Origin of the sequence: Sphingopyxis sp. Q841 (genome assembly GCF_052384365.1) — a bacterium.
Classification (GTDB): Bacteria; Pseudomonadota; Alphaproteobacteria; order Sphingomonadales; family Sphingomonadaceae; genus Sphingopyxis; species Sphingopyxis terrae_A.
Window position 1 is genome coordinate 160,522 of sequence record NZ_JBQSUM010000002.1, and the last position, 25,125, is coordinate 185,646.

23 protein-coding genes are annotated in these 25,125 nt (G+C 65.1%); 10 read left to right on the forward strand and 13 right to left on the reverse strand.

Going from position 1 to position 25,125, the window contains the following annotated elements; all coding sequences use genetic code 11:
- Positions 1 to 16: 16 nt before the first annotated feature.
- Together ACT17R_RS11190 and ACT17R_RS11195 are read right to left on the reverse strand one after the other, a co-directional pair.
- Positions 17 to 1,243: an alpha/beta fold hydrolase gene (locus ACT17R_RS11190; protein ID WP_217373387.1), complete on the reverse strand. Its 1,227-nt coding sequence runs from the start codon at positions 1,241 to 1,243 to the stop codon at positions 17 to 19.
- Between the two features lie 232 nt (positions 1,244 to 1,475).
- The gene (locus ACT17R_RS11195) at positions 1,476 to 2,456 is read right to left on the reverse strand and encodes an NAD(P)H-dependent flavin oxidoreductase (RefSeq protein WP_444809459.1); all 981 of its coding nucleotides are present in this window, start codon (positions 2,454 to 2,456) and stop codon (positions 1,476 to 1,478) included.
- Positions 2,457 to 2,575: 119 nt separating this feature from the next.
- On the opposite strand from ACT17R_RS11195, the gene ACT17R_RS11200 reads away from it, so the two are divergent.
- The 8 genes from ACT17R_RS11200 (at position 2,576) to ACT17R_RS11235 (ending at position 11,232) form a co-directional block, all read left to right on the forward strand.
- Entirely contained in the window at positions 2,576 to 3,760 is a 1,185-nt protein-coding gene (locus ACT17R_RS11200) for an acyl-CoA dehydrogenase family protein (protein ID WP_217373385.1), read from the forward strand.
- A 118-nt stretch (positions 3,761 to 3,878) separates the two neighbouring features.
- Complete coding sequence (locus tag ACT17R_RS11205) at positions 3,879 to 4,973, forward strand: acyl-CoA dehydrogenase family protein (protein ID WP_444809460.1); 1,095 nt, start codon at positions 3,879 to 3,881, stop codon at positions 4,971 to 4,973.
- Positions 4,970 to 6,175 carry an acyl-CoA dehydrogenase family protein gene (locus ACT17R_RS11210; protein WP_444809461.1) on the forward strand — a complete coding sequence of 402 codons (1,206 nt, stop codon included), beginning with the start codon at positions 4,970 to 4,972 and terminating at the stop codon, positions 6,173 to 6,175. Before ACT17R_RS11205 ends, ACT17R_RS11210 begins: the two co-directional genes overlap by 4 nt.
- Before the next feature lie 11 nt (positions 6,176 to 6,186).
- On the forward strand, positions 6,187 to 6,969 hold the full coding sequence (locus ACT17R_RS11215) for an SDR family NAD(P)-dependent oxidoreductase (protein WP_444809462.1): 783 nt from the start codon (positions 6,187 to 6,189) through the stop codon (positions 6,967 to 6,969).
- A 55-nt stretch (positions 6,970 to 7,024) separates the two neighbouring features.
- Positions 7,025 to 8,275 carry an acetyl-CoA C-acetyltransferase gene (locus ACT17R_RS11220; RefSeq protein WP_444809463.1) on the forward strand — a complete coding sequence of 417 codons (1,251 nt, stop codon included), beginning with the start codon at positions 7,025 to 7,027 and terminating at the stop codon, positions 8,273 to 8,275.
- Between the two features lie 136 nt (positions 8,276 to 8,411).
- A complete protein-coding gene (locus ACT17R_RS11225; protein ID WP_444809464.1) occupies positions 8,412 to 9,542 on the forward strand; it encodes a CaiB/BaiF CoA transferase family protein in 1,131 nt (376 codons plus the stop codon).
- Between the two features lie 104 nt (positions 9,543 to 9,646).
- Complete coding sequence (locus tag ACT17R_RS11230; RefSeq protein ID WP_003051289.1) at positions 9,647 to 10,450, forward strand: crotonase/enoyl-CoA hydratase family protein; 804 nt, start codon at positions 9,647 to 9,649, stop codon at positions 10,448 to 10,450.
- Positions 10,451 to 10,452: 2 nt separating this feature from the next.
- The gene (locus ACT17R_RS11235; protein WP_058811709.1) at positions 10,453 to 11,232 is read left to right on the forward strand and encodes a tyrosine-protein phosphatase; all 780 of its coding nucleotides are present in this window, start codon (positions 10,453 to 10,455) and stop codon (positions 11,230 to 11,232) included.
- Between the two features lie 20 nt (positions 11,233 to 11,252).
- Here ACT17R_RS11235 and ACT17R_RS11240 read toward each other — a convergent pair whose 3' ends face one another.
- The 7 genes from ACT17R_RS11240 to ACT17R_RS11270 form a co-directional block, all read right to left on the reverse strand.
- Positions 11,253 to 12,572 carry a Xaa-Pro dipeptidase gene (locus tag ACT17R_RS11240; protein ID WP_234179120.1) on the reverse strand — a complete coding sequence of 440 codons (1,320 nt, stop codon included), beginning with the start codon at positions 12,570 to 12,572 and terminating at the stop codon, positions 11,253 to 11,255.
- A 73-nt stretch (positions 12,573 to 12,645) separates the two neighbouring features.
- Positions 12,646 to 13,380 (reverse strand): sulfotransferase, encoded by a 735-nt coding sequence (locus ACT17R_RS11245; RefSeq protein ID WP_234179063.1) that lies wholly within the window; start codon positions 13,378 to 13,380, stop codon positions 12,646 to 12,648.
- Entirely contained in the window at positions 13,377 to 14,297 is a 921-nt protein-coding gene (locus ACT17R_RS11250; RefSeq protein ID WP_234179065.1) for an aminotransferase class IV, read from the reverse strand. Before ACT17R_RS11250 ends, ACT17R_RS11245 begins: the two co-directional genes overlap by 4 nt.
- A gap of 38 nt (positions 14,298 to 14,335) precedes the next feature.
- Positions 14,336 to 14,923 carry a phosphatase PAP2 family protein gene (locus ACT17R_RS11255; RefSeq protein ID WP_444809756.1) on the reverse strand — a complete coding sequence of 196 codons (588 nt, stop codon included), beginning with the start codon at positions 14,921 to 14,923 and terminating at the stop codon, positions 14,336 to 14,338.
- Positions 14,924 to 14,973: 50 nt separating this feature from the next.
- Positions 14,974 to 15,570, reverse strand: coding sequence for a hypothetical protein (locus ACT17R_RS11260; protein WP_444809465.1), 597 nt, complete (start codon positions 15,568 to 15,570; stop codon positions 14,974 to 14,976).
- A 6-nt stretch (positions 15,571 to 15,576) separates the two neighbouring features.
- Positions 15,577 to 16,989, reverse strand: a complete 1,413-nt coding sequence (lpdA, locus tag ACT17R_RS11265) for a dihydrolipoyl dehydrogenase (protein WP_234179070.1) — start codon at positions 16,987 to 16,989, stop codon at positions 15,577 to 15,579.
- A gap of 1 nt (position 16,990) precedes the next feature.
- Complete coding sequence (locus ACT17R_RS11270; protein ID WP_444809466.1) at positions 16,991 to 18,271, reverse strand: pyruvate dehydrogenase complex dihydrolipoamide acetyltransferase; 1,281 nt, start codon at positions 18,269 to 18,271, stop codon at positions 16,991 to 16,993.
- A 160-nt stretch (positions 18,272 to 18,431) separates the two neighbouring features.
- On the opposite strand from ACT17R_RS11270, the gene ACT17R_RS11275 reads away from it, so the two are divergent.
- Positions 18,432 to 18,887: a universal stress protein gene (locus ACT17R_RS11275; protein ID WP_003051267.1), complete on the forward strand. Its 456-nt coding sequence runs from the start codon at positions 18,432 to 18,434 to the stop codon at positions 18,885 to 18,887.
- Here the strand turns inward: ACT17R_RS11275 and ACT17R_RS11280 are convergent.
- Positions 18,884 to 19,276: a hypothetical protein gene (locus ACT17R_RS11280; protein WP_444809467.1), complete on the reverse strand. Its 393-nt coding sequence runs from the start codon at positions 19,274 to 19,276 to the stop codon at positions 18,884 to 18,886. The genes ACT17R_RS11275 and ACT17R_RS11280 overlap by 4 nt on opposite strands.
- A gap of 119 nt (positions 19,277 to 19,395) precedes the next feature.
- Between ACT17R_RS11280 and ACT17R_RS11285 the strand changes: the two genes are divergently transcribed.
- Positions 19,396 to 20,181 (forward strand): helix-turn-helix domain-containing protein, encoded by a 786-nt coding sequence (locus ACT17R_RS11285; protein ID WP_234179075.1) that lies wholly within the window; start codon positions 19,396 to 19,398, stop codon positions 20,179 to 20,181.
- A gap of 116 nt (positions 20,182 to 20,297) precedes the next feature.
- Here ACT17R_RS11285 and ACT17R_RS11290 read toward each other — a convergent pair whose 3' ends face one another.
- The 3 genes from ACT17R_RS11290 to phaR are packed head-to-tail and all read right to left on the reverse strand — an operon-like array spanning position 20,298 to position 24,732.
- Positions 20,298 to 22,622 carry a ribonuclease R family protein gene (locus ACT17R_RS11290; RefSeq protein WP_444809468.1) on the reverse strand — a complete coding sequence of 775 codons (2,325 nt, stop codon included), beginning with the start codon at positions 22,620 to 22,622 and terminating at the stop codon, positions 20,298 to 20,300.
- Positions 22,623 to 24,149: a proline--tRNA ligase gene (proS, locus tag ACT17R_RS11295; protein ID WP_234179079.1), complete on the reverse strand. Its 1,527-nt coding sequence runs from the start codon at positions 24,147 to 24,149 to the stop codon at positions 22,623 to 22,625. It abuts the gene before it with no gap.
- A 43-nt stretch (positions 24,150 to 24,192) separates the two neighbouring features.
- Positions 24,193 to 24,732, reverse strand: coding sequence for a polyhydroxyalkanoate synthesis repressor PhaR (gene phaR, locus ACT17R_RS11300; RefSeq protein ID WP_186403202.1), 540 nt, complete (start codon positions 24,730 to 24,732; stop codon positions 24,193 to 24,195).
- Positions 24,733 to 25,125: the final 393 nt, after the last annotated feature.

Below are 25,125 nucleotides of genomic sequence, written 5' to 3' on the forward strand. Positions count from 1 at the left end.
GAATTGGCGCCTTACCTCAGGCGAAGTGCAGCTTGCGATATTTGCCGCGGAAGTAGAGCAAGGGATCGCGGCGCGGTTCGAAGATCGCTTTCAGGACGCGGCCGACAAGAATGAAATGATCGCCGCCCGGATGCACTGCCTCGCGCGCGCATTCGAAACTGCTGAGCGATCCCGACAGCACCGGCGTACCGAATTCGCCGATCTCCCACCCGGTTGCCGCGAAGCGGTCCTCGCCCTTGCCCGCAAAGCGATTCGACGTCGGCTGCTGGCCGATCTGGAGCACATTGACCGCGAAATGCTCCGCTTCGCGCAGCACCGCCGCGCTGCCGGCATTGTTGGCGATGCAAACCAGGAGGAGCGGCGGGTCGAGCGATACCGAGGTGAAGCTGTTGGCGGTGAGGCCGATCGGCTGGCCCGCCGCATCGATCGCTGTGACGACGGTAACGCCGGTCGCGAAACAGCCGAGTGCGTCGCGAAAGGTCCGCGCATCCGACCCAGCGCGATATTCGGGCCAGCCGCGCGGCGCGCGACGCTCGAGAAAGTCGATCAGATGCGCGCCAAGCGCATCGATCCGGTCTTCGGTGACGACCAGCGCGGCGTCCTCCACCTCGACCAGTTCGCCATCGGGGAGCTGGCCGACGAACGCCGCCGCCGAGGCGCGCGAGACGAGTTCGCTCATCGCGCCGCGGACGTAGAGCGTCGGCAAGGCTATATTGCGGGCGATATCCGAAAGCCGCTCGGTCACCGTCGCCGCGTCGAAAGCCTCGAACAGGCGGGCGTCCCATGCCGCTTGGCCGGGCGCGCGATTGGCCGCTTCGCGCAGGCGGTCGCCGATGCGCTGCGCCATCGTGACATCGTCGCTGACCGGCAGGTCGACGAGCACCAACCCCGAGGCGAGCACCGCCGCGTCGCGTTCGAGCGCGGCAGCGGCGATCCATCCTCCGAGGGTCGAGGCGACGACGACCGGCCGCGTGCCGAGCTGTGCCAGCACCGCGCGCAGATCGCCGACCAACGCATCGAAATCATAGCGCCCATCCTCGGGCCACTCGCTACCGCCATGACCCCGAAGGTCGAGGCTGATGACGCGGCGGCCGGCCTGTTCGAGCGCGTCGGCGACATTCGACCAGATCGCGCGCGTCTGGCCCGCGCCGTGAAGCAACAGCACCGCCGGATCATTGTCCGATCCGATGACGTCGGCTTCGAGGCGGATTCCTGCGAAGCCCTGATAATGAACGATGCTCATGCCGTGAAAATCTCTTTCGTCCGGTGCCGCGGCGGCGACCGGTCGGGCATGATTATTTTCGCTTGTTGATGCAAGTCAAAGTCGGGGAACCGCACCATTGCCAAAAGCGGATGGCAGGTTCCGGTGATCGAACCTGCGTTCACGGCAACCCTGCACCAGTTGCCACCCAGATCACCTCCCCCAACTGCCCTGCCGGCGTCCCACCGGCGGGGCATTTCTTTGGGAAGGCCGTTCAGGCGCGAAACCCGGCCAGTCGCTGATCGAGGACAGCCTCCGCCTCGGCTATGATGCGGTCGATCAATTCCTGGCAGCTCGGAATATCATGGATAAGGCCCTGGACCATCCCGGCCCAGAATACCCCCTTCGTCAGATCTCCCGTTTCGAGGAGTTCGCGGCCGGCCTTGCCGTTGACCAGTTCGGCGACGTCGGCAAAGGTCGCATCGGGCTGCGCAAGGCGGCGCACCACCTCCTCCGACACTGCGCTCTTGCCGACGCGCGCGGTGTTCTTGAGGCTGCGGAAGATCAGGAAGCTGCCGCGCTCGTCATTGTCGACATAGGCCTGCTTCACATTGTCGTGGATCGGCGCTTCCTTGGTCGCGCAGAAGCGCGTCCCCATGTTGATGCCTTCGGCACCGAGCGACAGCGCTGCGACCAGCCCGCGTCCGTCGCCGAAGCCGCCCGACGCCAGCATCGGGATCTTCACCTTGTCGGCGGCGGCCGGGATCAGGATCAGCCCCGGAATATCGTCCTCGCCGGGATGGCCTGCACATTCGAAGCCGTCGATCGAGATGATATCGCAGCCCGCTTTTTCGGCCGACAGCGCATGACGCACGGCGGTGCATTTGTGGAGGATGGTAACGCCATGGGGCTTGAGCATTTCCCATATCTCGCGCACCGCCTGGGTGCCCGCCGTTTCGACGATCTTGACGCCGCCGTCGATGATCGCCTGCGCATAGGCCTTGTAATCGGGGGCGTTGATCGTCGGAAAGACCGTCATGTTCACGCCGAAGGGCTTGTCGGTCATCGACCGGCAGCGTTCGATTTCGTCGCGCAGAGCGTCAGGGCTTGGCTGGGTCAGCGCGGTGATGATGCCGAGGCCGCCGGCGTTCGAGACGGCGCTCGCCAGTTCGGCATAGCCGACGCTCTGCATGCCGCCCTGCACGATCGGATGCTCGACACCCAGCATTTCGGTGATGCGCGTCTTGAAAGCCATGGTCCATCCTTCCCTTCTGTCTCTGCCGTTACGGCACCGTTGCTTCTCCCTTGAATTAACTTGACGCTTACGTCAACGTCGGGTTGAGAGTAGGTAGTTAGATAGCGAAGGGAATCGGAATGGCGGCGACGCACCAAGGCATATCGGATCGGGCGCTCGCGATTGCAGCGAAGGTCGAGGCTTTCGTCCGCGAAACGGTCGTCCCCTATGAAAAAGATCCGCGCCGCGACCATCATGGCGCGCCGACCGACGAGCTGGTGATGGAAATGCGCGACCATGCCCGCGCGGCGGGCGTGCTAACGCCGCATATCCTGTCCGACGGCAGTCACCTCAATCAGCGCGAGACGGCGGTCGTCCTCATCAAGTCAGGGCTGTCGCCGCTCGGTCCACTCGCGTGCAACACGATGGCGCCCGACGAAGGCAATATGTACCTGCTCGGCAAGGAGGGCAGCCCGGAGCTCAAGGAACGGTTCCTGAAACCGATGGTGGAGGGGCGCGTCCGATCGGCCTTTTTCATGACCGAACCCGCCGAAGAAGGCGGCGCGGGGTCCGATCCTTCGATGATGAAGACGACCTGCCGCCCCGACGGCAATCATTGGGTGGTGAACGGCCGCAAGACCTTCATCACCGGCGCGGAAGGCGCGCGCGTCGGCATCGTCATGGCGAAGGCCGAAGAAGGCGCGTGCATGTTCCTCGTCGATCTGCCCGATCCGGCGATCTGCATCGACGAGATTCCGAACACGATCGACAGTTCGATGCCCGGCGGGCACGCGACGCTGACCATCGACAATCTGCGTATCCCCGCCGATCAGATGCTGGGACAGGCAGGCGAAGGCTTTCGCTATGCGCAGGCGCGGCTGTCCCCTGCCCGGCTGTCACACTGCATGCGCTGGCTCGGCTGCTGCATTCGCGCGCACGAAATCGCGACCGACTATGCCAACCGGCGTGAAGCCTTTGGCAAGCCGCTGATCGAGCATGAAGGCGTCGGCTTTATGCTCGCCGAGAATATGATCGATCTGAAGCAGGCCGAACTGATGATCGACTGGTGCGCCGGCGTTCTCGACACCGGATCGCTCGGCACGGTCGAAAGCTCGATGGCAAAGGTTGCGGTCTCCGAAGCGCTGATGCGGATCGCCGACCGCTGCGTTCAGGTGATGGGCGGGACCGGCGTCACCGACCGCACGATCGTCGAACAGGTGTTCCGCGAAGTGCGCGCCTTCCGCATCTACGACGGTCCGACCGAGGTCCACAAATGGAGCCTTGCCAAGAAGATCCGCCGCGACTGGAAGGCCGGACGCACCTGATGCCCCTGTCAGTTGCACTTTGCCGCCCGATCCTCCAGCCGTAGCGTCAAAACGACTTGACGTTTACGTTAACGTCCGGATGATGGGTGAAAACATAAAGGGTAGAGGACTCGGACCGATGTCGATTTTGTACGACGAAGGACAACAGGCGATCGCCACCGAATCGCGCCGCATATTGGAAGCGCGCGTGCACAAGGACGATCTGCTCCCGCTGCTCCAGACAAGCGGGCGCTATCACGAAGCCTTCTGGGCCACCGCGAAAGAACAAGGCTGGACCGCGCTGGCCTTGCCGGAAGCCTATGGCGGCCTTGCGCTCGGCCTAGTCGAACTCGGCCTGATCGCGCACCAGGCGGGCCGCACGCTCAGCGGCGCACCCTTTCTGACCTCGAATTTCGGTGCGGCAAAAGCGATCGAACTATACGGCAGCGATGATCAGAAACACCGCTGGCTACCTGGACTGGCAAGCGGTGACGTCATCGGGGCGGTCGCGATTGCATCGGGGCCTGACGCCCTGCCCGCCCATCCCAAAGTCACGCTGACCAATGATCGCCTCGATGGGGTGAAGGACGGCGTTTCGGGCGCATTACATGCCGACGTCGCCATTGTCTTCGCCAATGGCCCGGGTATGCCGGTCCTCGCGTTGGTCGATCTTGCCAAGGTCGAAAAGACGGCGACCGACAGCTTCGACAACAGCCGCTGCCTCGCCGACCTGCATTTTGCCGATACGCCCACCGAGACGCTCGTCAGCGGAAGCGCCGCGCGCGCGGCGGCGCTGCACATTCTGGCATTGCAGGCCGTCATCACCGCGCACGAACAGACGGGGGGAGCCGAGGCGCTGATGGAAATCGCGCGCGACTATGCCGTCACGCGCAAGGCGTTCGGGCAACCGATCGGCGCCTTCCAGTCGATCAAGCACCGCATCGCCGAACTCTACGGCCTCGTCGAACTCGCGCGCGCCAATTGCATCCACGCGGCCTCGCGCGAGGGGCAGAGCGACTTCGTGACGGCGGCCGCCGCGGCGCGGCTTTCGGCGACCGAAGCCTATGACACCGCGGCGCGCGATTGCGTGCAGATCCACGGCGGCATCGGCGTGACCTGGGAAATCGGCCTGCACCTTCATATGCGCCGCGCCCGCACGCTGGCGCTTGAACAGGGAAGCAGCCTGTTCTGGGAAGATATATTGGTCGACCGCCTGGCAGGAGAAGCAGCATGAGCGATCTCGAAGCCTATCGCGCGAAGGCCGCAGCCTGGTGCGAATCCGTCGCGCCCACGTTCGGCAAGGCGGCCCGCAAGGGCCTGAGCGTCGAAGAGGATCTCGCGCTCGGACGCCGCTATCAAAAGGCGAAATTCGATGCGGGCTTCGCCGGCATCAACTGGCCTACCGACCTCGGCGGACAGGGCCTTGGCCATATCGAGAAGATCACCTTCGAAGCCGAGGAGATGAAGCACGGCTTCCCCATCGTCTATTTCGGCATCTCGCTCGGCATGCCGGTGCCGGTGCTGATGCAGTTCGGCTCCGACCGCGAATTTGTGAAGGAGCGCGTGCTCAAGGCCCTGCAGGGCGAAGAAATCTGGTGCCAGCTTTTCTCCGAACCATCGGGCGGCACCGATCTTGCCGGCCTGCGCACGCGCGCCGAAACCGATGGCAACGGATGGAAGATTAACGGCCAGAAAGTCTGGACGAGCTGGGCGCAATATAGCGACTATGGCGTCATCGTCGTGCGCACCGACCCGACCGTCGCCAAGCACAAGGGCCTTACCTATTTCTGGGTCGACATGAAGGCGCCCGGCGTCACCGTGCGCCCGATCAAGCTCGCCGGCGGCGACAATCACGTCAACGAAGTCTTCTTCGACGATGTGAAGATCAGCGACGACCACCGCATGTCTCCGGTCGGCGGCGGCTTCTCGGTCGCGCTCGCGACCCTGATGATCGAACGCTATGTCGCGACCGACAGCGCCGGATTCGGCCCGCACCTCGACCTGTTCGTCGATCTGGCGAAAGACCTGATGATCAATGGCCGACCGGCGATCGAGGATGGCCGCATCCGGCAGCAGATCGCCCGCAACTATGCGATGCGTTCGGGACTCGATTCGATCAATGTCCGCGCACGATTGATGATGCAGGCGGGTATGACGCCGGGCCCCGAAGGCTCGCTCAACAAGCTGGTCGCGGTGCGCTCGCGCCAGAAGCTGTCCGAACTCGCGATCGACCTGCAAGGCGTGGGCGGATTCCACTTCGACGAGCATGCCTCGCCCAAGGACGATTGGGCATCGAGCTGGATCAATGCGCCGACCGGACGCATCGCCGGCGGTTCGGACGAAACGCTGCTCAACACCATCGCCGAGCGCATCCTCGGCCTGCCGCAAGATCATCGCCCCGACAAGGGCGTCCCCTTCAACCAGATTCCAGCCTGAGGAGCCTCCCCATGAAACTCGATTCCTCGACCGCGGCCGTCGTCACCGGCGGCGCGTCCGGTCTTGGCCGCGCAACCGCCGAAGCACTTGCCGCCGCGGGTGTGAAGGTCGCGATCTTCGATATCAACGACGCGCTGGGCGAAGAGGTGGCGCATTCGATCGGCGGCCTGTTCGTCCATGTCGATATCACCGACGAACAGTCGGTTCTCGACGGCTTTGCCAAGGCGCGCGCCGCTCATGGTCAGGAACGCATCGCGGTCCACTGCGCGATGACGTCGCGCCGCGGTAAGACGCTCGCCCATGACAAGGAAACGGGCAAATTTCGCCGGACCCCGACCGCGGATTATGAATATGGTGTCGCGGGCATATTGACCGCAAGCTACCGCATCGGATCGATCGCGGCCGAAGGCATGGCGACCCTGCCCGAACTCGAAGACGGCGAACGCGGCGCAATCATCTTCACCGCCTCGGTCGCGGCGCAGGACGCGCAGATCGGTCAGGTCATCTACGGGTCGGCCAAGGCCGGGGTAAACGGCCTCGTCCTGCCGATGGCGCGCGATCTGATGGACCTCGGCATCCGGGTCAATTCGATCATGCCCGGCGTGTTCGGTACGCCGCTGCTCGGCAATATGAACCCCAAGGTCAAGGAAAGCCTCGAAGCGTCGGTCCCCTTCCCCAAGCGGCTCGGCAAGGCCGAGGAATATGCCAGCCTGGCGATGGAAATGATCCGCAACACCTATTTCAACGGCCAGGCCGTTCGCCTCGACGGCGCGATCCGCATGGCCCCTCGGTAAACCTCGGGGTGGCCGCATGGCCCCGCGTCAAGACTTTCAAAAAAGGAACATCATCATGGCCGAAGCCTATATCATCGACGCCGTCCGCACCCCGCGCGGGATCGGCAAGCCCGGCAAGGGCGCGTTGTCGCATCTTCACCCACAGCATCTCGCCGCGACCGTCCTCGCGGCGATCCGCGACCGCAATCATCTCGACACGGCAACGGTCGACGATATCGTCTGGTCGACCTCGTCGCAGAACGGCAAGCAGGGCGGCGACCTTGGCCGCATGGCGGCGCTGTCGGCAGGATATGACACCAAGGCCAGTGGAACGACGCTCGACCGCTTCTGTGGCGGCGGCATCAGCTCGGTCAATTTCGCCGCGGCGAGCGTGATGAGCGGAATGGAAGACTGCGTCATCGCCGGCGGCACCGAGATGATGAGCTACACCACCGCCTTTGCCGCCGAGCAGGCGAACGCGGGACTGCCGCCGCGCCTGATGGGATCGGGCCATGAAGCGCTCGACGAAATCCACCCGCAATCGCACCAGGGCATCTGCGGCGACGCGATCGCAACGATCGAGGGCATCAGCCGCGAAGCGCTCGACGCGCTCGCGCTCGTCAGCCAACAGCGCGCCGACAGGGCGATCAAGGAAGGCCGCTTCAACAAGTCGGTCGTGCCCGTCCTGAACCCGGACGGCAGCGTTGCGCTGGACCATGAAGAATTCCCGCGCCCCGAAACCACCGCGGAGGGCCTTGCGTCACTCAAGCCCAGCTTTGCCGCGCTCGCCGATTTCGACATGGGCGGCGGCTTCACCTTCCGGAAGCAGATCAACCGCCGCTATCCCGACCTTGAAATCCAGCATTTCCATCATGCAGGCAATTCGTCGGGCGTTGTCGACGGCGCCGCCGCGATTTTGCTGACATCCAAGGATTATGCCGACAAGCATGGCCTGAAGCCCCGCGCGCGCGTCGTCGCCTATGCCAATATCGGCGACGATCCGACGCTGATGCTCAACGCCCCGGTTCCGGCGGCCAAGAAGGTGCTCGAAAAAGCGGGACTGACCAAGGACGAAATCGACGTCTGGGAAATCAACGAAGCCTTTTCGGTGGTCGCCGAAAAGTTCATCCGCGACCTCGACCTCGATCGCGAAAAGGTGAACATCAATGGCGGCGCGATGGCGCTCGGTCATCCGATCGGCGCGACCGGTTCGATCCTGATCGGCACCGCGCTCGACGAACTCGAACGCTCGGGTGGCCGCTATGGCCTCGTCACCATGTGCGCCGCGGGCGGCATGGCACCGGCCATCATCATCGAACGCATCTAAGACAATCATCGTCATTGCGACCCTGGCGAAAGCCGGGGGAAGCAATCCAGGGCGGTTTACGCCCCCCTGGATTGCAGCGTCCCCCGGATCAAGTCCGGGGTCCTCGCAATGACGATGCAGGCATGGGAGACACGACATGGCCGGACCCCTCAAGGGCATCAGGATCATCGAATTTGCGGGGATCGGTCCCGGCCCCTATTGCGGGATGATGCTCGCCGACCATGGTGCGGAGGTGATCCGCATCGATCGTCCCGGCGGTTTCATGGACCCGCGCGATCCGCTGTCGCGCAACCGCACCTCGATCGCGCTCGACATGAAAAATCCCGATGCGGTCGCGATCGCGCGCGATCTGTGCAAGAGCGCCGACGGCATCATCGAAGGCTATCGTCCGGGCGTCATGGAGCGGCTGGGGCTCGGCCCCGATGTGCTGCTCGCCGACAATCCCAGGCTTGTTTACGGACGCATGACCGGCTGGGGCCAATATGGCCCCTATTCGCAGGCGGCCGGACACGACATCAACTATATCGCGCTGTCGGGCGTCCTCCATACCGTTGGCCGCGCTGGAGAAAAGCCGGTGCCGCCAGTCAATTATGTGGGCGATTTCGGCGGCGGCGGCATGATGCTGGCCTTCGGCATGGCAAGCGCGCTGCTGCACGCCGCGAAGACCGGCGAGGGTCAGGTCATCGACTGCGCCATGACCGACGGGTCGGCATTGCTCGCGGGGATGAGCTGGGGCTTTTATGCCATGGGTCGGCTGCGCGACGAGCCGGGGGTGAACATGCTCGATACCGGCGCCCATTTCTACGACACCTATGCGTGCGCCGACGGCAAGTTCATCTCGATCGGCTCGATCGAGCCGCAATTCTATGCCTTGCTGCGCGAAAAGACCGGGCTCGACGCCGATCCCGCCTTCGATGCGCAGATGGACCCGTCGCAGTGGGAACCGCTCAAGGACAAGCTGACAGCGCTGTTCGCGACCAGGACGCGCGACGAATGGTGCGCGCTGATGGAAATGACCGACGTGTGCTTTGCCCCCGTCCTTTCGCTCGCCGAGGCGCCGCAGCATCCGCACAATGTCGAGCGCGAAACCTTCCTCTCGGTCGGCGGCGCCACCCAGCCCGCCCCCGCTCCGCGCTATTCGGCGACGAAGGCCGACACGCCGCGTCCCGCTCCGGCGGTGGGCGCCGATGGCGACGCGGTGCTTGCCGCGCTCGGCTACGACGCCGAGCGAATCGCTGCGCTGCGCAGCGGAGGCGCGGTCCGCTGAACCGATACGGCGACCGGGCGCCGATCCGCGCCCGGCAACGCCATCTGCAACTTGCCAGAACAGACCGCGGGGCATAGCCTGTGCGCGGTACAGGAGACGTGATGATGGGCGAATTTCTGAGTGTCGAGCGGCGGGGAAAGATCGCCATCCTGACGATGATCAAGCCCGAGAGCATGAACGCCATCGGCACCCATGCCGACTGCGACGATATCGTCGACACGCTCCGCGCGCTGGGCGAGGATCGCAGCGTCAGCGCGATCATCCTTACGGGCAGCGGCAAGGCGTTCAGCGCGGGCGGCAATCTCAAGTCGATGCAGGATCGCAAGGGGATCGGCGTGCTCGATCAGCCTGATTCAACCCGCGCCAATTATCGCCGCGGCGTGCAGGCGGTGATCCGCGCGCTGATGGACTGCGAAATCCCGATGATCGCCGCGGTCAACGGCCATGCCGTCGGCCTCGGCTGCGACCTTGCCTGCACCTGCGACATCCGTATCGCGGCGGAGAGCGCCAAATTCGCCTGCAGCTTCATCAAGGTCGGCATCGTCCCCGGCGACGGCGGCGCCTGGCTTCTCCAGCGCGTCCTCGGCTATCCGCGCGCGGCCGAACTCTTCCTGACCGGCGACCGCTTCGATGCGCAGACGGCAAAGGACTATGGGCTTGTCACCGAAGTCGTCCCCGACGCCGAACTGCTCGACCGTGCGGTGGCGATCGCCGAGCGCATCGTGTGCAACCCGCCGCGCGCGCTGCGGCTCACCAAGCGGCTGCTCCGCGAGGCGCAGCACAGCCGGATGAGCGACATCCTCGAACTCAGCGCCGCCTATCAGGCGATCGTCCACGAAACCGCCGACAACCGCGAGGCGATCAACGCCTTCGTCGAAAAGCGCCCACCCGTCTTTACCGGAGAATAGCCATGATCGCCGACCGCGTCCTGCCGCTTTCGGGCATCCACAATTTCCGCGACTATGGCGGCTATGCGGTCGAGGATGGCGGGCGGCTACGGCAGGGACTGCTCTGGCGTTCGGCGCACCATGAACAGGCGACCGACGCGGATCTGGGCGCGGTCGATGCGCTGGGCCTCGAAACCGTGATCGACCTGCGCGGCGACGACGAGCGCGAAATGCATCCCTGTCGCCGTTCCGACAATTTTTCGGCGCGCGTCCTGTTCGCGGGCGGCGTCACCGCCGGCCTGGCACCGCATCTTCAGGCGGCGGGCGGCGCGATCGATGTCGAGACGGCACGGGCGCGAATGATCGACACCTATGCAGGCATGCCCTATCGCTCGGCGCTCGTCGCGACGCTGCGCCTCTATCTGGCGGCGCTCGCCGAATATGACGCGCCGAGCCTGGTGCACTGCGTCGCCGGCAAGGACCGCACCGGCTTTGCGGTCGCGATCGTCCACCGGCTCGTCGGCGTGCACGAAGATGACCTGATGCACGACTATCTGCTCACCAACACGGCGGGCAAGATCGAGGAACGCATCGCGCAGGGCGCCGCGCACATCCGCGCCCGCTATGGGGCGGAGATCAAGGACGAGGCGGTGCGCGCGCTGATGTCGGTCAATCCCGCCTATCTCGACGCCGCGCTGGCGACGGTGCGCCGCGATCATGGGGATATTCCAAGCTATGCCGAGGCGGTGCTGAATTTCACCCCCGCGATGCGCGAGGCCCTGATCGACAAGCTGGTCGTCTAGCCCCTTTCCTCAAGGGCAGATTATTCGCCCTTCACCACCACCCCGCCCTTCACGACCGCGGCCACATGCTCGAGCCGGGTTACATCGGTGAGCGGGTCGCCATCGACCGCGATGATGTCGGCGTAGCGACCGACCGCGATCGCGCCGAGGTCGTTCGTCATGTCGAGCGCTTCGGCGCCGCTGACCGTCGCGGCGCGGATCGCCTGGAGCGGGGTCATCCCCCACTCGACCATCTTTGCGAACTGCTTGCCGTTATCGCCGTGCGGATAGACGCCGGCATCGGTGCCGAACAGTATCCGCACTCCTGCCTTCACAGCGCGCTGGAAGGTCTGGCGCTGGGCAAGGCCGATCGCCTTTTCCTTGTCGAGGCTTTCCTGTTCGGTGCCGTTGGCGGTCCCGGTCGCGAGGATATAATCGTCGTTATAGATATCCATGTCGAACCAGGTCTTGTGCTCGATGGCGAGCTTGATCGCCGCATCGCTCGCAAGGCTGGCATGTTCGATCGTATCGATGCCGGCAAGGATCGCCGTCTTGATCCCGTCGTCGCCATGCGCGTGGGCCGCGACCTTCAGCCCCAGCATATGCGCCTCGTCGGCAATCGCCTTCATCTCGTCGAAGGTCAGTTGCTGCGCGCCGACGCTGTCGCCGAGCGAAAAGACGCCGCCGGTCGCGCAGATCTTGATGACGCGCGCGCCATATTTGTGCAGCCAGCGCACCTTCGCGCGCGCCTCTTCGGGGCTGTCGATCACCGACGCCTCCTTGCGGTCCATCGAGGGCGGCAGCCCGCCGCTGTCGCAATGGCCGCCGGTCGCGCCGATCGCCCAACCCGCCGGAATGATGCGCGGTCCCTGAATGAAACCGCCCTCGATCGCCTGCTTCAGCCCGACATCCTCGAAATCGGCCGAGCCGACATTGCGCACGGTGGTGAAGCCCGCGTCGAGCACCTTCTTCGCATTGGCGACGCCGACGACGGTCCAGAAGCTGTCGGTGTAGCGCAGCCCCTGATAGCCGCCGACTTCGGCGAGCGAGGTCAGATGGACGTGCATGTCGATGAGGCCGGGCAACAGCGTGCGATCGCCGAGGTCGATCTGCCGGACGTCGGAGCCCCAGCGCACGGTGCGCGCATCGGCGATGCCGGTGATGCGCCCGTCTGGCCCGACGAAGATCGCGGGATGCTCGACGGTCTTGCCGGTCAGCACGTCGAGATAGCGCGCCGCGGTAATCACCGTCTTCTGCGTCGCCGCCGCGTCCTGCGCCGATGCCGTACCAACGGCGAAAAGCGCCGCCGCGCCGATCGCGATTCCCCGCAGAAAACTGCCGAACTTCACACTGGATTGCATCACGCGTCCACCCTCTGTTGCTGCCCGCAGACTTGATGGCAAAAGGCGCCCGTGTAGGACAGCGAAAATTGCGTCAGGCGGCGATTTTATGCTGCGCAAGATAGGCATAGTCGGCGCGGCACGCGTCCGCGACGGCCTGGGCCTGAGGCAACAGCGGCGCCGCCGGCTTGTCGGGCGCACCGAAGCCCGTGCTGGCGGCGACCGCATCATACCAATGCGAGGCCCATATACCGTCGGTGGCGTGGATTCCGGGTTGCCACCGCAACATGGCGGCATCCCAGTCGATGCCGAGCGCTGCGCACAATTTCTGCAGCATCGCCGCCGGATCGCGCAATATGTCGGCGCTGTCGATCACCGGCGGCGCATGGCCGAGCCGGTCGGCCTCGCGGTCGAAAAACTCGACCTGACGCGCGGTGCCGAGATGGTCGGGGCGGACCATCACGCGCTTGGCGGCATAGCTCGCGACGACGCGCGCCGGGTCGCGGATCAGGAAGGCGTGGCGAAGGCCGGGCAGATCGTGATGCGCAATCGGGCCGACCATATGGTGCGCCATATGCTTCTGGTACCAGATCGGCGTGGCGGCGGGATTCGGCCCCGACAGGGTGCGCGCGACGCTGCGCCAATCGCAGTCCATCGACGCCATGACCTGCTCCCTCATCGGCTGCGGGTCGCCGGTTTGCCGCAGATAGGCACCGTAAAAAGGTTCGTCGGTGACGATGCTGTCGGCGCGGCTGCCGAAACTGCGCATCATCGCGGTCGACAGGTTTCGCGGCCCCGACCACATGGCGATGCGGATGCAATCGGTCACGGTCGTCCCCGCGCCGCGATATCGGCCTCGATCAGCGCACGATAGAGGCCCTGCAGGCGCTCGACCATCGGCCCGCGCCCATCGGTCAGCGTGCGCCCGTCGATCGTGTGCGCAGGCACGACGCCCGCAAAGGTGCCGGTCACGAACGCCTCGTCGGCGCCATAGACATCGGTCAGCGAGAAGTTCCGTTCATGGACCGCTATTCCGTTGTCGCGGCAGATACGGATGACGTTGCCGCGCGTGATCCCGCCCAGGCAATAATCGCCGGTCGACGTCCACACCTCGCCTTTGCGGACGATGAAGAAATGGGTCGAATTGCAGGTCGCGACGAAGCCGTGCGGATCGAGCATCAGCCCCTCGTCGGCGCCCGCCTGCGCCGCCTGGATGCAGGCCGTGATGCAGTTGAGCTTCGAATGCGAATTGAGCTTCGGATCCTGCACCGCGGGATCGCCGCGGCGGACGTGGACGGTAAAGAGCGACAGCCCCTTTTCGACCGTCGCGGGCAGTGGGTCCTTATGTTCGGCAATGATGACGATCGTCGCGGGTGAAACGATCACGCGCGGATCCTGATAAGGGGTCGAGCGGATACCGCGCGTCACCATCAGGCGGATATGGCACGCGTCCATCCGGTTGGCATCGATCGTGTCGTAGAGCCGCCGTTCGAGCGCTTCGCGCGAAATCCCGATGTCCATCGCGATCGCCTTCGCGCCCTCCCACAACCGGTCGAGATGCTGGTCGAGAAAGGCCATGCGGCCGCGGTGGACGCGGATCCCCTCCCACACTCCGTCGCCGAGCATGAAGCCGCTGTCGAAGACCGACACGCTGGCTTCGGCGCGCGGAACGAGCGCGCCGTTGACGTTGATTAGGATCGCGTCGTTGCGCGGATCGGGGACGAAGTCATGCGTGCCATGTGTCATCACCCCACCCTAGCTGCTTGGCCGGCGCTGTCGAGCGGTCATGCCAGCCCGGCGCGCTCCGGTTGCGCCCACCACGCCGCCGTCAGCGCGAAGGCCGCGCCGAGCAGGATGCCGCCCACGATATCGCTCGGCCAATGCACGCCGAGCATGATGCGCGACAGGCCGGTAAAGCCGATCATCAGCACCGCGAGGGTCCATGTCGCCCGCCGCCATTGCACTGGCGCGAGCAACGCCAGCGTCAGGTAGAGCGCCGCTGCACTGGTGGCGTGGCCGCTGGGATAGGAGGCGCTGCTGACATGATCGAGATGCGCGATCAGGTCGGGGCGCGGGCGGTCGAAGGCCGCCTTGAGCAGGCTCGACGCAATGTTGGCGAACAGCACTGCGGCCACGATCGCGAGCGCCGGACGCCGCCCGCCCCAAAAGCGCACCGCCGCCGCGATCAGGCCGACCAGTACCCAACGCGGCGTGCCGCCGCCGATCCAGCTTATCGCCTGCATGAAGGCGATAAGCGGTGCGGGACCGGCGCCGTCGGGCCACGTAAGATGCCGCGCGATCGCGGCGTCGAGGGCCGCGCCATAATCAGCGCGGGTCAGCAGGCCGAGCATCAGCACCGCGACAGCAAGCATCACGACGATGACCGCCCTGTTCCGCAAACGCGCCGGTGGTTGCGCCACGATCAGGCTTGCCTGATCCGGTCGCCGGCGGGCTTGCGCCATGCCTCGAGATAGGCGGCAAAACGGCGCAGTTGCTCGGTGCCGCCGTCGACGTCATTGTCCATCAACCGCAGCACGCCCGGCCCCTGATCGGTGCGATAGGCGAGATATAGTCCGTGCCGGAAACGCGCGCCCAATCCAACCGATACGGAGAGGTCGCCCGGAAGGCGATCGGCGCGTTCGACGAGAAGCTGCGTGATGTCGCGCGCATCGAGCGACCCGATCCCGGCATCGTGCAGCAGATCGGAATAGAGGCGCCCGTTCTCGATCCTGGCCGCAACGCGCGCCGCGGCCGCCCGCCCCCCATGCCGCGCCGCATAGAAGAGGCAGCCGCATCCGGCCCCGATCAGCACGATCATATGGAACGGTGCCAGCGGATCGCGCCGCGGCGCCGACGCGGGCCACAAGCCGCCGGCGAGAGGCACTGGCGGCGGCGGCGGGGCGTGGGCGTCGTCGTACATCAACCCGGCCACAAGGAAAGCCACGACCGCAAAGGCAAGGAAGAGCAGAGCCTTCCCGCTATTGCCGCCGCGCGCATAGTGAAGGATCGACGGGTTCAAGCGCGATCAGATATGCAGCGCCCGCCCATAGGCGCCAAGCACCGCTTCGTGCATCGTCTCGCTGATCGTCGGGTGCGGATAGACGGTGTGCATGAAATCCTGTTCCACCAGCTCGGCGGTCTTGCCGACGGTATAGCCCTGGATCATTTCGGTCACTTCGGCGCCGACCATATGCGCGCCGAGCAGTTCGCCGGTCTTGGCGTCGAACACGGTCTTCACGAACCCTTCGACTTCGCCGAGCGCGATCGCCTTGCCGTTGCCGATGAAAGGGAAATTGCCGACCTTGACGTCATAGCCCGCTTCCCTGGCCTTCGCCTCGGTCAGCCCGACGCTTGCGATCTGGGGGTGGCAATAGGTGCAGCCGGGGATGTTCTTCGCGTCCATCGGATGCGGGTGCGCGTCCTTGTTGCCGAGTTCCTTCGCAATCGCCTCGGCCGCGATCACGCCTTCGTGGCTGGCCTTGTGCGCGAGCCACGGCGGCGCGGTGACATCGCCGATCGCCCACAGACCCTTCACATTGGTGCGGCAATAGGGATCGGTGTCGATATGCCCCTTCGTCGTTTTGACGCCGAGCGCTTCGAGGCCGATATTTTCGGTGTTGGGAACAATGCCGATGGCGACGATCGCGTGGCTGTAGTCGCCCGCCTGAACCTTGCCGTCCTTCGTCTTGATCTTCGCCGAAACGCCGCTCGCGGTCGCTTTCAACTCCTCGACGCCGGCGCCGGTCAGGATCGTCATGCCCTGCTTCTTCAGCGATTTTTCGAGGAAGCTCGACACGTCGGCATCCTCGACAGGGACGATGCGGTCGAGCATTTCGACGACCGTCACCTCGGCCCCCATATCGTTGTAGAAGCTCGCGAATTCGATCCCGATCGCGCCCGATCCGATGACGAGCAGCTTCTTGGGCATTTCGGCCGGGGTCATCGCATGGCGATAGGTCCAGATGCGCTTGCCGTCGGCTGGCGCGAAAGGCAGGTCGCGCGCGCGGGCGCCGGTCGCGACGATGATATGCTTGGCGGTCAGCGTCTCGCTGCCCTTGTCGCCCTTCACCTCGACCTTGCCCGCGCCGGCGAGCTTGCCGTCGCCCATATGAACCGCGATCTTGTTCTTTTTCATCAGGTGCGTGACGCCCTGATTGAGCTGCTTCGCGACGCCGCGCGACCGCTTGACCACCGCATCGAGATCGGCGCTGATGCCGGCGGCGGCGAGGCCATAATCCTTGGCGTGGCTCATATAATGAAAGATCTCGGCCGAGCGCAGGAGTGCCTTGGTCGGGATGCAGCCCCAGTTGAGGCAGATGCCGCCCAGATTCTCGCGCTCGACGATCGCGGTCTTCAACCCAAGCTGCGCCGCGCGGATCGCCGCGACATAGCCGCCGGGGCCGGAGCCTAGAACGATGAGGTCGTAATTTTCAGCCATGTTACGCCACCAGTCCGAGCGGGTTTTCGACGATCTGCTTGAACGCCTGCATCAACTGCGCGCCGTCTGCGCCGTCGATGGCGCGGTGGTCGAAGCTGCCCGTGGCCGACATCACGGTCGCGATGGCGAGCGCGTCGTCGACCACATAAGGCCGCTTCTCGCCCGCGCCGATCGCCATGATCATGCCCTGCGGCGGGTTGATGACCGCCTCGAACTGCTTGATGCCGAACATGCCCATGTTCGACAGGCTGGCGGTGCCGCCCTGATATTCGTGCGGCTGGAGCTTGCCTTCCTTGGCGCGGCCCGCAAGTTCCTTCATCTCGGTCGAAATCTTGCTGACCGACTTGTCGTCGGCGCCGACGATGATCGGGGTGATCAGGCCAGCCGGCACGCTGACCGCGACCGAGATGTCGGCGCGTTCGTAGCTGATGAGCTGATCGCCGGCGAAGCTGACATTGCATTTCGGCACCTGGATCAGCGCCTTTGCCAGCGCCTTGATCAGCAGGTCGTTGACGCTGAGCTTGACGCCCTGCGGCTCGAGTGCCGCGTTGAGTTCGCCGCGCAGCTTGAGCAATTTGTCGAGCTGGACATCGACCGTCAGATAGATGTGCGGCACCTCCTGCTTCGACTGGGTCAGGCGGCGCGCGATCGTCTTGCGCATATTGCTGAGCTTTTCGGCGCTGTGCGGAATGTCGGTTTCGAACGGCTGCGCGGGGGCGGGCGCATCGGCGGGCGCGGGGCTGGGCGCGGCCGCGCTTGCCGGGGCGGCGGCCGACGCAGCAGCGCCTTCGAGGTCGGCCTTGACGATGCGGCCGCCGGGTCCGCTGCCGGTCAGCGCAGCGAGATCGATGCCCTTGTCAGCGGCGATGCGCTTGGCGAGCGGGCTCGCCTTGATCCGCTCGCCCTGCGCGGCAGGGACCGGGGCGGCAGTCGGCGCCGGGGCGGGTGCAGCCGCGGGAGCAGGCGCGGGGTCGGCCTTGGCGGCGCGCGCCGGTGCAGGTGCAGGCGTAGGCGCAGCCTTGGCGCTGCCCGCATCCTCGTCCTCGCCGGAGATAACGGCGATCACGGTGCCGACCTTCACATTGTCGGTGCCTTCGGGGATCAGGATTTGCGCGATCGTGCCTTCATCGACCGCTTCGAATTCCATCGTCGCCTTGTCGGTTTCGATTTCGGCCAAAAGGTCACCTGACTGGACGCTGTCCCCCTCCTTCACCAGCCATTTGGCGAGGGTCCCTTCCTCCATCGTCGGCGAAAGGGCGGGCATCTTCAGTTCAATCGGCATCGTCGCTTTTGTCCCTGTCAGTCTCGCAGGCGCAGGCCTGCCGCTACGGATTCGTCCTCGTCATAAGCGCATCGCGGGTCAAGGTCTATCGGGCGGAACTTGCCTTTCATACGAATGTGACGCACTGTCCGCCCGCAAAAGGCATAGCGGGGGCCGGGGCATGCGCACCTATCTGGTGGTTATCGACGACAGTCCGGAGGCGACGCTGGCGCTGCGCTTTGCGGCGCGGCGCGCCGCGCGCACGGGCGGCGGCGTGATGGTGCTGGCGATCGTGCCGCCGCAGGATTTCGTCGCTTTCGGCGGGGTCCAGGCGACGATCGAGGCCGAAGCGCGCGAACATGCCGAAGAACTGGTCGCCGCCGCCGCCGATGCGATCGCGCAGGAAGCGAATGTGACGCCCCAGATCATGGTCAAATCAGGCAAGCCCGCCGAGATCGTGCGCGACGTGATCGGCGCGAACGACGAGATAGCGGCGCTCGTCCTTGCCACCGCCGCGAGCGGAGCGCCGGGCCCGCTGGTGGCGCATTTCACCGGGCACGACGCGGGAACGCTGCCATGCCCGGTGATGCTGGTTCCGGGCGCGATCGACCTCGCCCGGCTCGACGCGCTTAGTTAGGCCGCAGCAGCGCGCGGGAGCGCTGCTGCGCCCTTCGCTTCGAACAGCGCGAGTTCGAGAACGACAATCGCCTGCACGATCAGGATTGCGATACCGGTCCAGCTCATCTGGCCCGCGAACATCGCCAGCACCGCAAAACTCGCCGCGACCCAACCGAGATTGCCGATGGCGATTAGATTGGCGAGCGCGCGGCTCGGGTTCTTCTGCCCGGCAACGAACAGCATCAGCGCCGCCGACGGCAACCCGATCCAGCCCGCGGCCGCGACAAGCCCGGTCGGCAGACCGAGCAGCGCCGCGACCGGCGCGGTCGCGAACACGCACGCCAGGAACAGGATGCTGCAGGTAATCGCATCGATGACGAGGCTGTTCTTGAGATTGAAATAGGACATGACGGATTCTCCTTTCGAACCCCTCCTGAATGGCGCCGCGACGTCATCGCGTCGATTATGCGTCAGGTAATGGAAATCGCGCACTGCCATCGCTAACCAGAGGCAAAAGGAGACAGGCGATGCAGATGGTGCCGCTCGGCGAGCAGCTTCGCGAATGGCGCGCGCGGCGCCGGATGAGTCAGATGGACCTCGCCCTCGACAGCGAGATTTCGACCCGCCACCTGAGTTTCATCGAAACGGGCCGCTCGAAGCCGAGCGCCGCGATGATCCAGCGCATCGCCGATTGTCTGGAGGTGCCGCACCGAGCGCGCAACGCGATGCTGCTCGCCGCCGGATACGCCCCCGATTATCGCGAGCGCCCGCTCGACAGCCCCGAAATGACCGGGATGAAGGCCATTGTCGACCATGTGCTGAAAGGGCACGCGCCCTATCCCGCGCTCGCAGTCGACCGGCACTGGAACATGGTCGCCGCAAACGATGCCATCGCGATCCTGACCGCCGCCGTGTCCCCTGCCCTGCTCGAGCCGCCGGTCAACGTGCTACGCATCGCGCTCCATCCGGAAGGGCTGGCGCCGCGGATCGTCAACCATGCCGAATGGCGCGCGCATATCCTGCACCGGCTGGATCAGCAGATCGAGGCGAGCGCCGATGCGGAGCTCGCCGCGCTGCGCGACGAAATCGCCGGCTACCCCGCGCGGCCGGGCGATCAGCCCGCCCCGCCCGCAAGCAGCATCGCGGTCCCGCTAATCGTCGACACCGCCGCCGGGCGGATCGGCCTCGTCTCGACCGTGACGATCTTCGGAACGCCCGTCGATATCACCCTGTCCGAACTGGCGATCGAGGCCTTTTTTCCTGCCGATGCCGAGAGCGCGGCGTTGCTGCAGCGACTGGCGACGGAGCCATAAGCTTCGTCAGTGCAAGAAGCCGAAGGCAAGGAGGCAATCTCCGGCTTTCCGCGTTGCGGAAGGTGGCACGCTGGAGATTGCTTCGTCGCTGCGCTCCTCGCAATGACGAGGGACGATTATCGGCGCTTGCCTTGATGGCGGATATTGCCGGGCCGTCCGCGTTTACCGACCGCATGCTTGCCCGCCTTCTTCACACCGTCGCGGCGCGGCGGTCGATTGCGGAAGCCGCCTTCGGGCGCGTCGGGCAATTCGAAACGCAGCGCGCCGCTGACCGGGTTCGCCTCCATCAGCCTGAGATCGAGCCGCTGGCCGACGCTATAGCTGACCCGTCCATGCTCGCTGTCGAGCGTGCGCGCGGCTTCATCGTAGAAAAACCGCTCGCTGCCGAGCATCGAGACGGGCACCAGTCCGTCGCCGCCGAGGCCATCGACGGTCGCGAAGAAGCCGAACGGCTGCACCCCGGTTATCCGCGCCGGCACGATTTCGCCCACCTTGCCCGCAAGATAGGCGGCAACATAGCGGTCGACCGTCTCGCGCTCGGCCTCCATCGCGCGGCGTTCGAGCCCGCTGATCGCCTCGCCGATGCGCGAAAAGCCCTTTTGGTCGGCCTCGCCGAGCCCGCTGCGCTCGGGCAGGCCCTTGGGCTTGCCGGGCACTTCGAGACGATAGCTGTCGACCAGCGCCCGGTGGACGAGCAGATCGGCATAACGGCGGATCGGTGAGGTGAAATGCGCGTAGCTGCCAAGCGCGAGGCCGAAATGGCCCGCATTGGCGGGGCCATAATAGGCCTGTGTCTGACTGCGCAGGATCGCCTCCATGATTTCTGGCAATCGGTCGTCGCCCGAAAAGCCGTCGATCAGGCGGTTGAACACCGCCGGCGTGATCACCTGTCCCAGCGCGAAGCTTTGTTCGAAGCTTTTGAGATATTCCTTCAGGCTGACCAGCTTTTCGCGGCTCGGCGGTTCGTGGATGCGATACATCACCGGCGATTTCTTCGCCTCGAGCGCCTTCGCCGCCGCGACATTGGCCGCGATCATATAATCCTCGATCAACCGGTGCGCGTCGAGCCGTTCGCGCACGCGTATTTCGGCGATATTGCCCTGCGCGTCGAGAATCACCTGCCGTTCGGGCAGATCGAGGTCGAGCGGCGAGCGCGCCGCGCGCGCCTTGGCGAGCCAGGTCCAGCAGCCCCAGAGGTGGCGGAGCGCCGGCATCACGTCGGCGTCCCAGTCCTTGTCGGGCGCGTCCGCATCATAGGCCGCCTGCGCGCGTTCATAGGCGATGTTGGCACGCAGCCGCACCAGCGCGCGGGTGAAACGCCATGACGTCACCTTGCCATGCTTGTCGACGGTCAGGTGGCACGCCATCGCCGCGCGGTCCTGCCCTGCTTTCAGCGAGCAGACGCCCGCCGACAGTGTTTCGGGCAGCATCGGAACGACGCGATCAGGGAAATAGACGCTGTTGCCGCGGCGCCGCGCCTCGCGGTCGAGCGCACCGTCGGGGCGGACATAATAGCTGACGTCGGCGATCGCGACGATCGCCTTCCACCCACCCTTGTTGCCGGGATCCTCGTCAGGGATCGCCCACACCGCGTCGTCATGGTCGCGCGCATCGGCGGGGTCGATCGCGACGATCGGCAGATCGCGCAGATCCTCGCGCCCCTCGGGCGTCAGTGGCAGCGTCGCGGCGCGCTCGGCCTCGGCAAGCGTCTCGTCGCCGAACAGATGCGGGATATCGTGCTTCGCAATCGCGATCATGCTGAGCGAGCGCGGCGCGAAAGGGTCGCCGATGCGGTCGATCACGCGCGCCTTGGTCGCCGGGCCGCGTCCCGACAGTTCCGCCCGGACCAGGTCGCCGATTGCCGCATCGCCCATGTCGGCCACGGCGAAGTCGAACCGCGCGCGCTTGTCGGCGGGACGCAGCCAGGTCATCGGCTTGCCGCCGGGGCCGGTATCGGCAACGAGCACGCCGATCACGCTTTCACCGCCCGACTGGAGCTTTTTCATCGGATGCGCGACATGACCGGTGCCACGCTCCTCGGTTCGGGCAAGGATACGGTCGCCGACGCCGAGCGCGCGCGTTCCTGAACGATTGGGGCGCCCCTTTTCCATCACGCGCAGGCGCGGCGCCGGGCCGCTGCCTTCCCAGCGGTCGGGTACCGCCCAGACCGTATCGCCCTCGACCGCGGCAACGCGCAGCACGGTGACTTTGGGAAGGCCGCCATGCTTGTGGAACGCCCGCCCCGGGGCCATGTCGACGACGCCTTCGTCGGTCATGTCCTTGAGCAGCGCCTTCAGCGCGATCTTGTCGGCACCGCGCAGCGCGAAATGCTTGGCAATCTCACGCTTGCCCACCGCACCGGGGCTGTCCTCGATGAAACGCAATATCTGCTCGCGCGAGGGCAGACCTGTCGGCTGCGGCCGCTTCGGCGCCTTTGCCAATTAATAGGTCCGCCCGATGAGCACGCGTTCGACCGCGGGCTCGCCGGTGAAGAAGCAGGCGCCGTCGGCGGGCGCGGCGTCGAGGGGAGTGTTACGCATCGTCAGCTTCAACGCTTTCAACTGCTCAACGATCCCTTCGAGCGCGGCGCCCGTCGGACGCGACCATTGCACCTCGGCCCAGCCGACGAATTTGTCGTCACCGCCGAAATGCGCCGCAAGGTCGGTGACGTCCCGGCGGATGTTGGCGTCGAGGCGCGCCTTCGCGTCGGCATAAAGCCCCTGCTGGATCGCCTGAAGTATAGTCGCGGCTTCGGCGACGAAGGCGTCTTTCGCGACGAAGGCGGTGTCGAGCTTGCCGCTCTCCTGATACAATCGGTCGCGGCGGATGACCGCGACATTGCCGCCCGCGACGTCGCGCGGGCCGACCTCGACGATGATCGGCGCGCCCTTCTTGACCCAGCCCCAGCGCTTGGTCTGCGCCTTGTTCGCGCCGGTGTCGAGCAGCACGCGCACCGGTTCGCGGAACGCGTCGAGCGCCTTCAGCTTCATCTCGAGGTCGCGGCAATAATCAAGGATCGCGGCATCCTCTTCATTGTCGCGCAGCATCGGCACGATGACGATCTGGTGCGGCGCGATGCGCGGCGGACAGCGGAGGCCATCGTCGTCGCCATGCGTCATGATGACGCCACCGATCATGCGCGTCGACACACCCCAGCTCGTCGTATGGCAAAGGCTGTGGCCGCCGTCCTTGTCCTGATAGCGGATATTTGCCGCCTCGGCGAAACCGGTACCGAGATAATGCGAGGTGCCGGCCTGCAGCGCCTTGCCATCCTGCATCATCGCCTCGATCGAATAGGTCGCGACGGCGCCGGGGAAGCGTTCGTTCTCAGGCTTTTCACCCGCGATCACCGGCATGGCGAGGACGTCCTCCGCAAAGCTGCGATACATTTCGAGCGCGCGCAGCGTCTCGGCCATCGCATCGCCTTCGTCGGCGTGCGCCGTATGGCCTTCCTGCCACAGAAATTCGCTGGTGCGCAGGAACATGCGCGTGCGCATTTCCCAGCGCACGACATTCGCCCACTGATTGACCTTGAGCGGCAGATCGCGCCAACTCTGCACCCAGCGACTCATCGCGGCGCCGATCACGGTTTCCGAGGTCGGGCGAACGATCAGCGGCTCCTCGAGCTTCGCCTCGGGGTCGGGGACCAGTTTGCCCTTGCCGTCACCGATCAGGCGGTGATGCGTGACGACCGCCATTTCCTTCGCGAAACCATCGACATGGTCGGCTTCCTTCTCAAAGAAGCTCAAGGGAATGAAAAGCGGGAAATAGCAGTTCTGAACCCCCGCATACTTGATCGCGGCGTCCATTACCGTCTGGATCCGTTCCCAGATGCCATAGCCCCACGGCTTGATGACCATGCAGCCGCGTACGCCCGATTCCTCGGCAAGGTCGGCTTCGGCAATGACATCCTGATACCAGGCCGCGAAGTCGGCCTGACGGGTTACGCTGAGCGCATGCTTGATCATCTGTCCTGTTTTCTGTGCTGGGGGCGGGAGAGGCCCCGATGTGTCACTTCTTTTTGGCGAGCTCGGCCTTGAGGTCGGCGATTTCGGCCTTGAGCGCGGCAATTTCGGCATCCCTGGCCTTGCCGCCGCCGACACCCGGGATGAAGGCGCCCGCCGCCTGCTGGAACATTTCCATGTTGCGGCGCGTCAGCTCGGCGAGCGGGCTCGATCCCAGCGCGCCCTCGAACGCGGCACGCACATCCTGCTGGTTCTTGCGGAACGCGGTCATCGACGCTTCCAGATATTGGGGCACCATCGACTGCATCTTGTCGCCGTACATGCCGATCAGGTGGCGCAGAAAATTGACCGGCAGCAGCGTTTCGCCGCGCGTTTCGGTGTCCATGATGATCTGGGTGAGCACATTATGCGTGATATCGTCGCCGCTTTTGGCATCGACGACCCGAAATTCGCGCCCCTCGCGCACCATGGCGCCCAGATCGTCGAGCGTGATGTAACAGCTGCGTTCGGTGTCATAGAGCCGCCGGTTCGCATATTTCTTGATCGTAACGACGTCGCCCTCGGCGGTCGTTTTGGACTTGGCCATGCTGCGGCGGCTCCTCTTCCGGCGCGGCGCGCGATCGCTTGCCGCGGCACCGATGTGACAAAGTCCGGCATTAGCATCAATCCATGACGCGCCGCAACATAAGTGCAGTCGGTGGGGATGATTCGGTCACACGCCGCGAGGTCAGGGTGCCGCATCACCGTTTCTAATAGCTGAAAAATCGATACAGAACGCAGCATTGTGCGACTACGCCTATATCCATCGCGTGATCGCCATTGGCAACTTAGTTTCAAAAGTTACGTATTTTTCGTCATCATTCGCCAATTTGCTCCCGCAAGCGCGGGATAAATTTCGTTCGCGGATACGCAAATTAGTATCAACGGGATCGTGTATGCGTGCGCGCCTGTTGCTGAAAAGACACAACTAATGATGTTC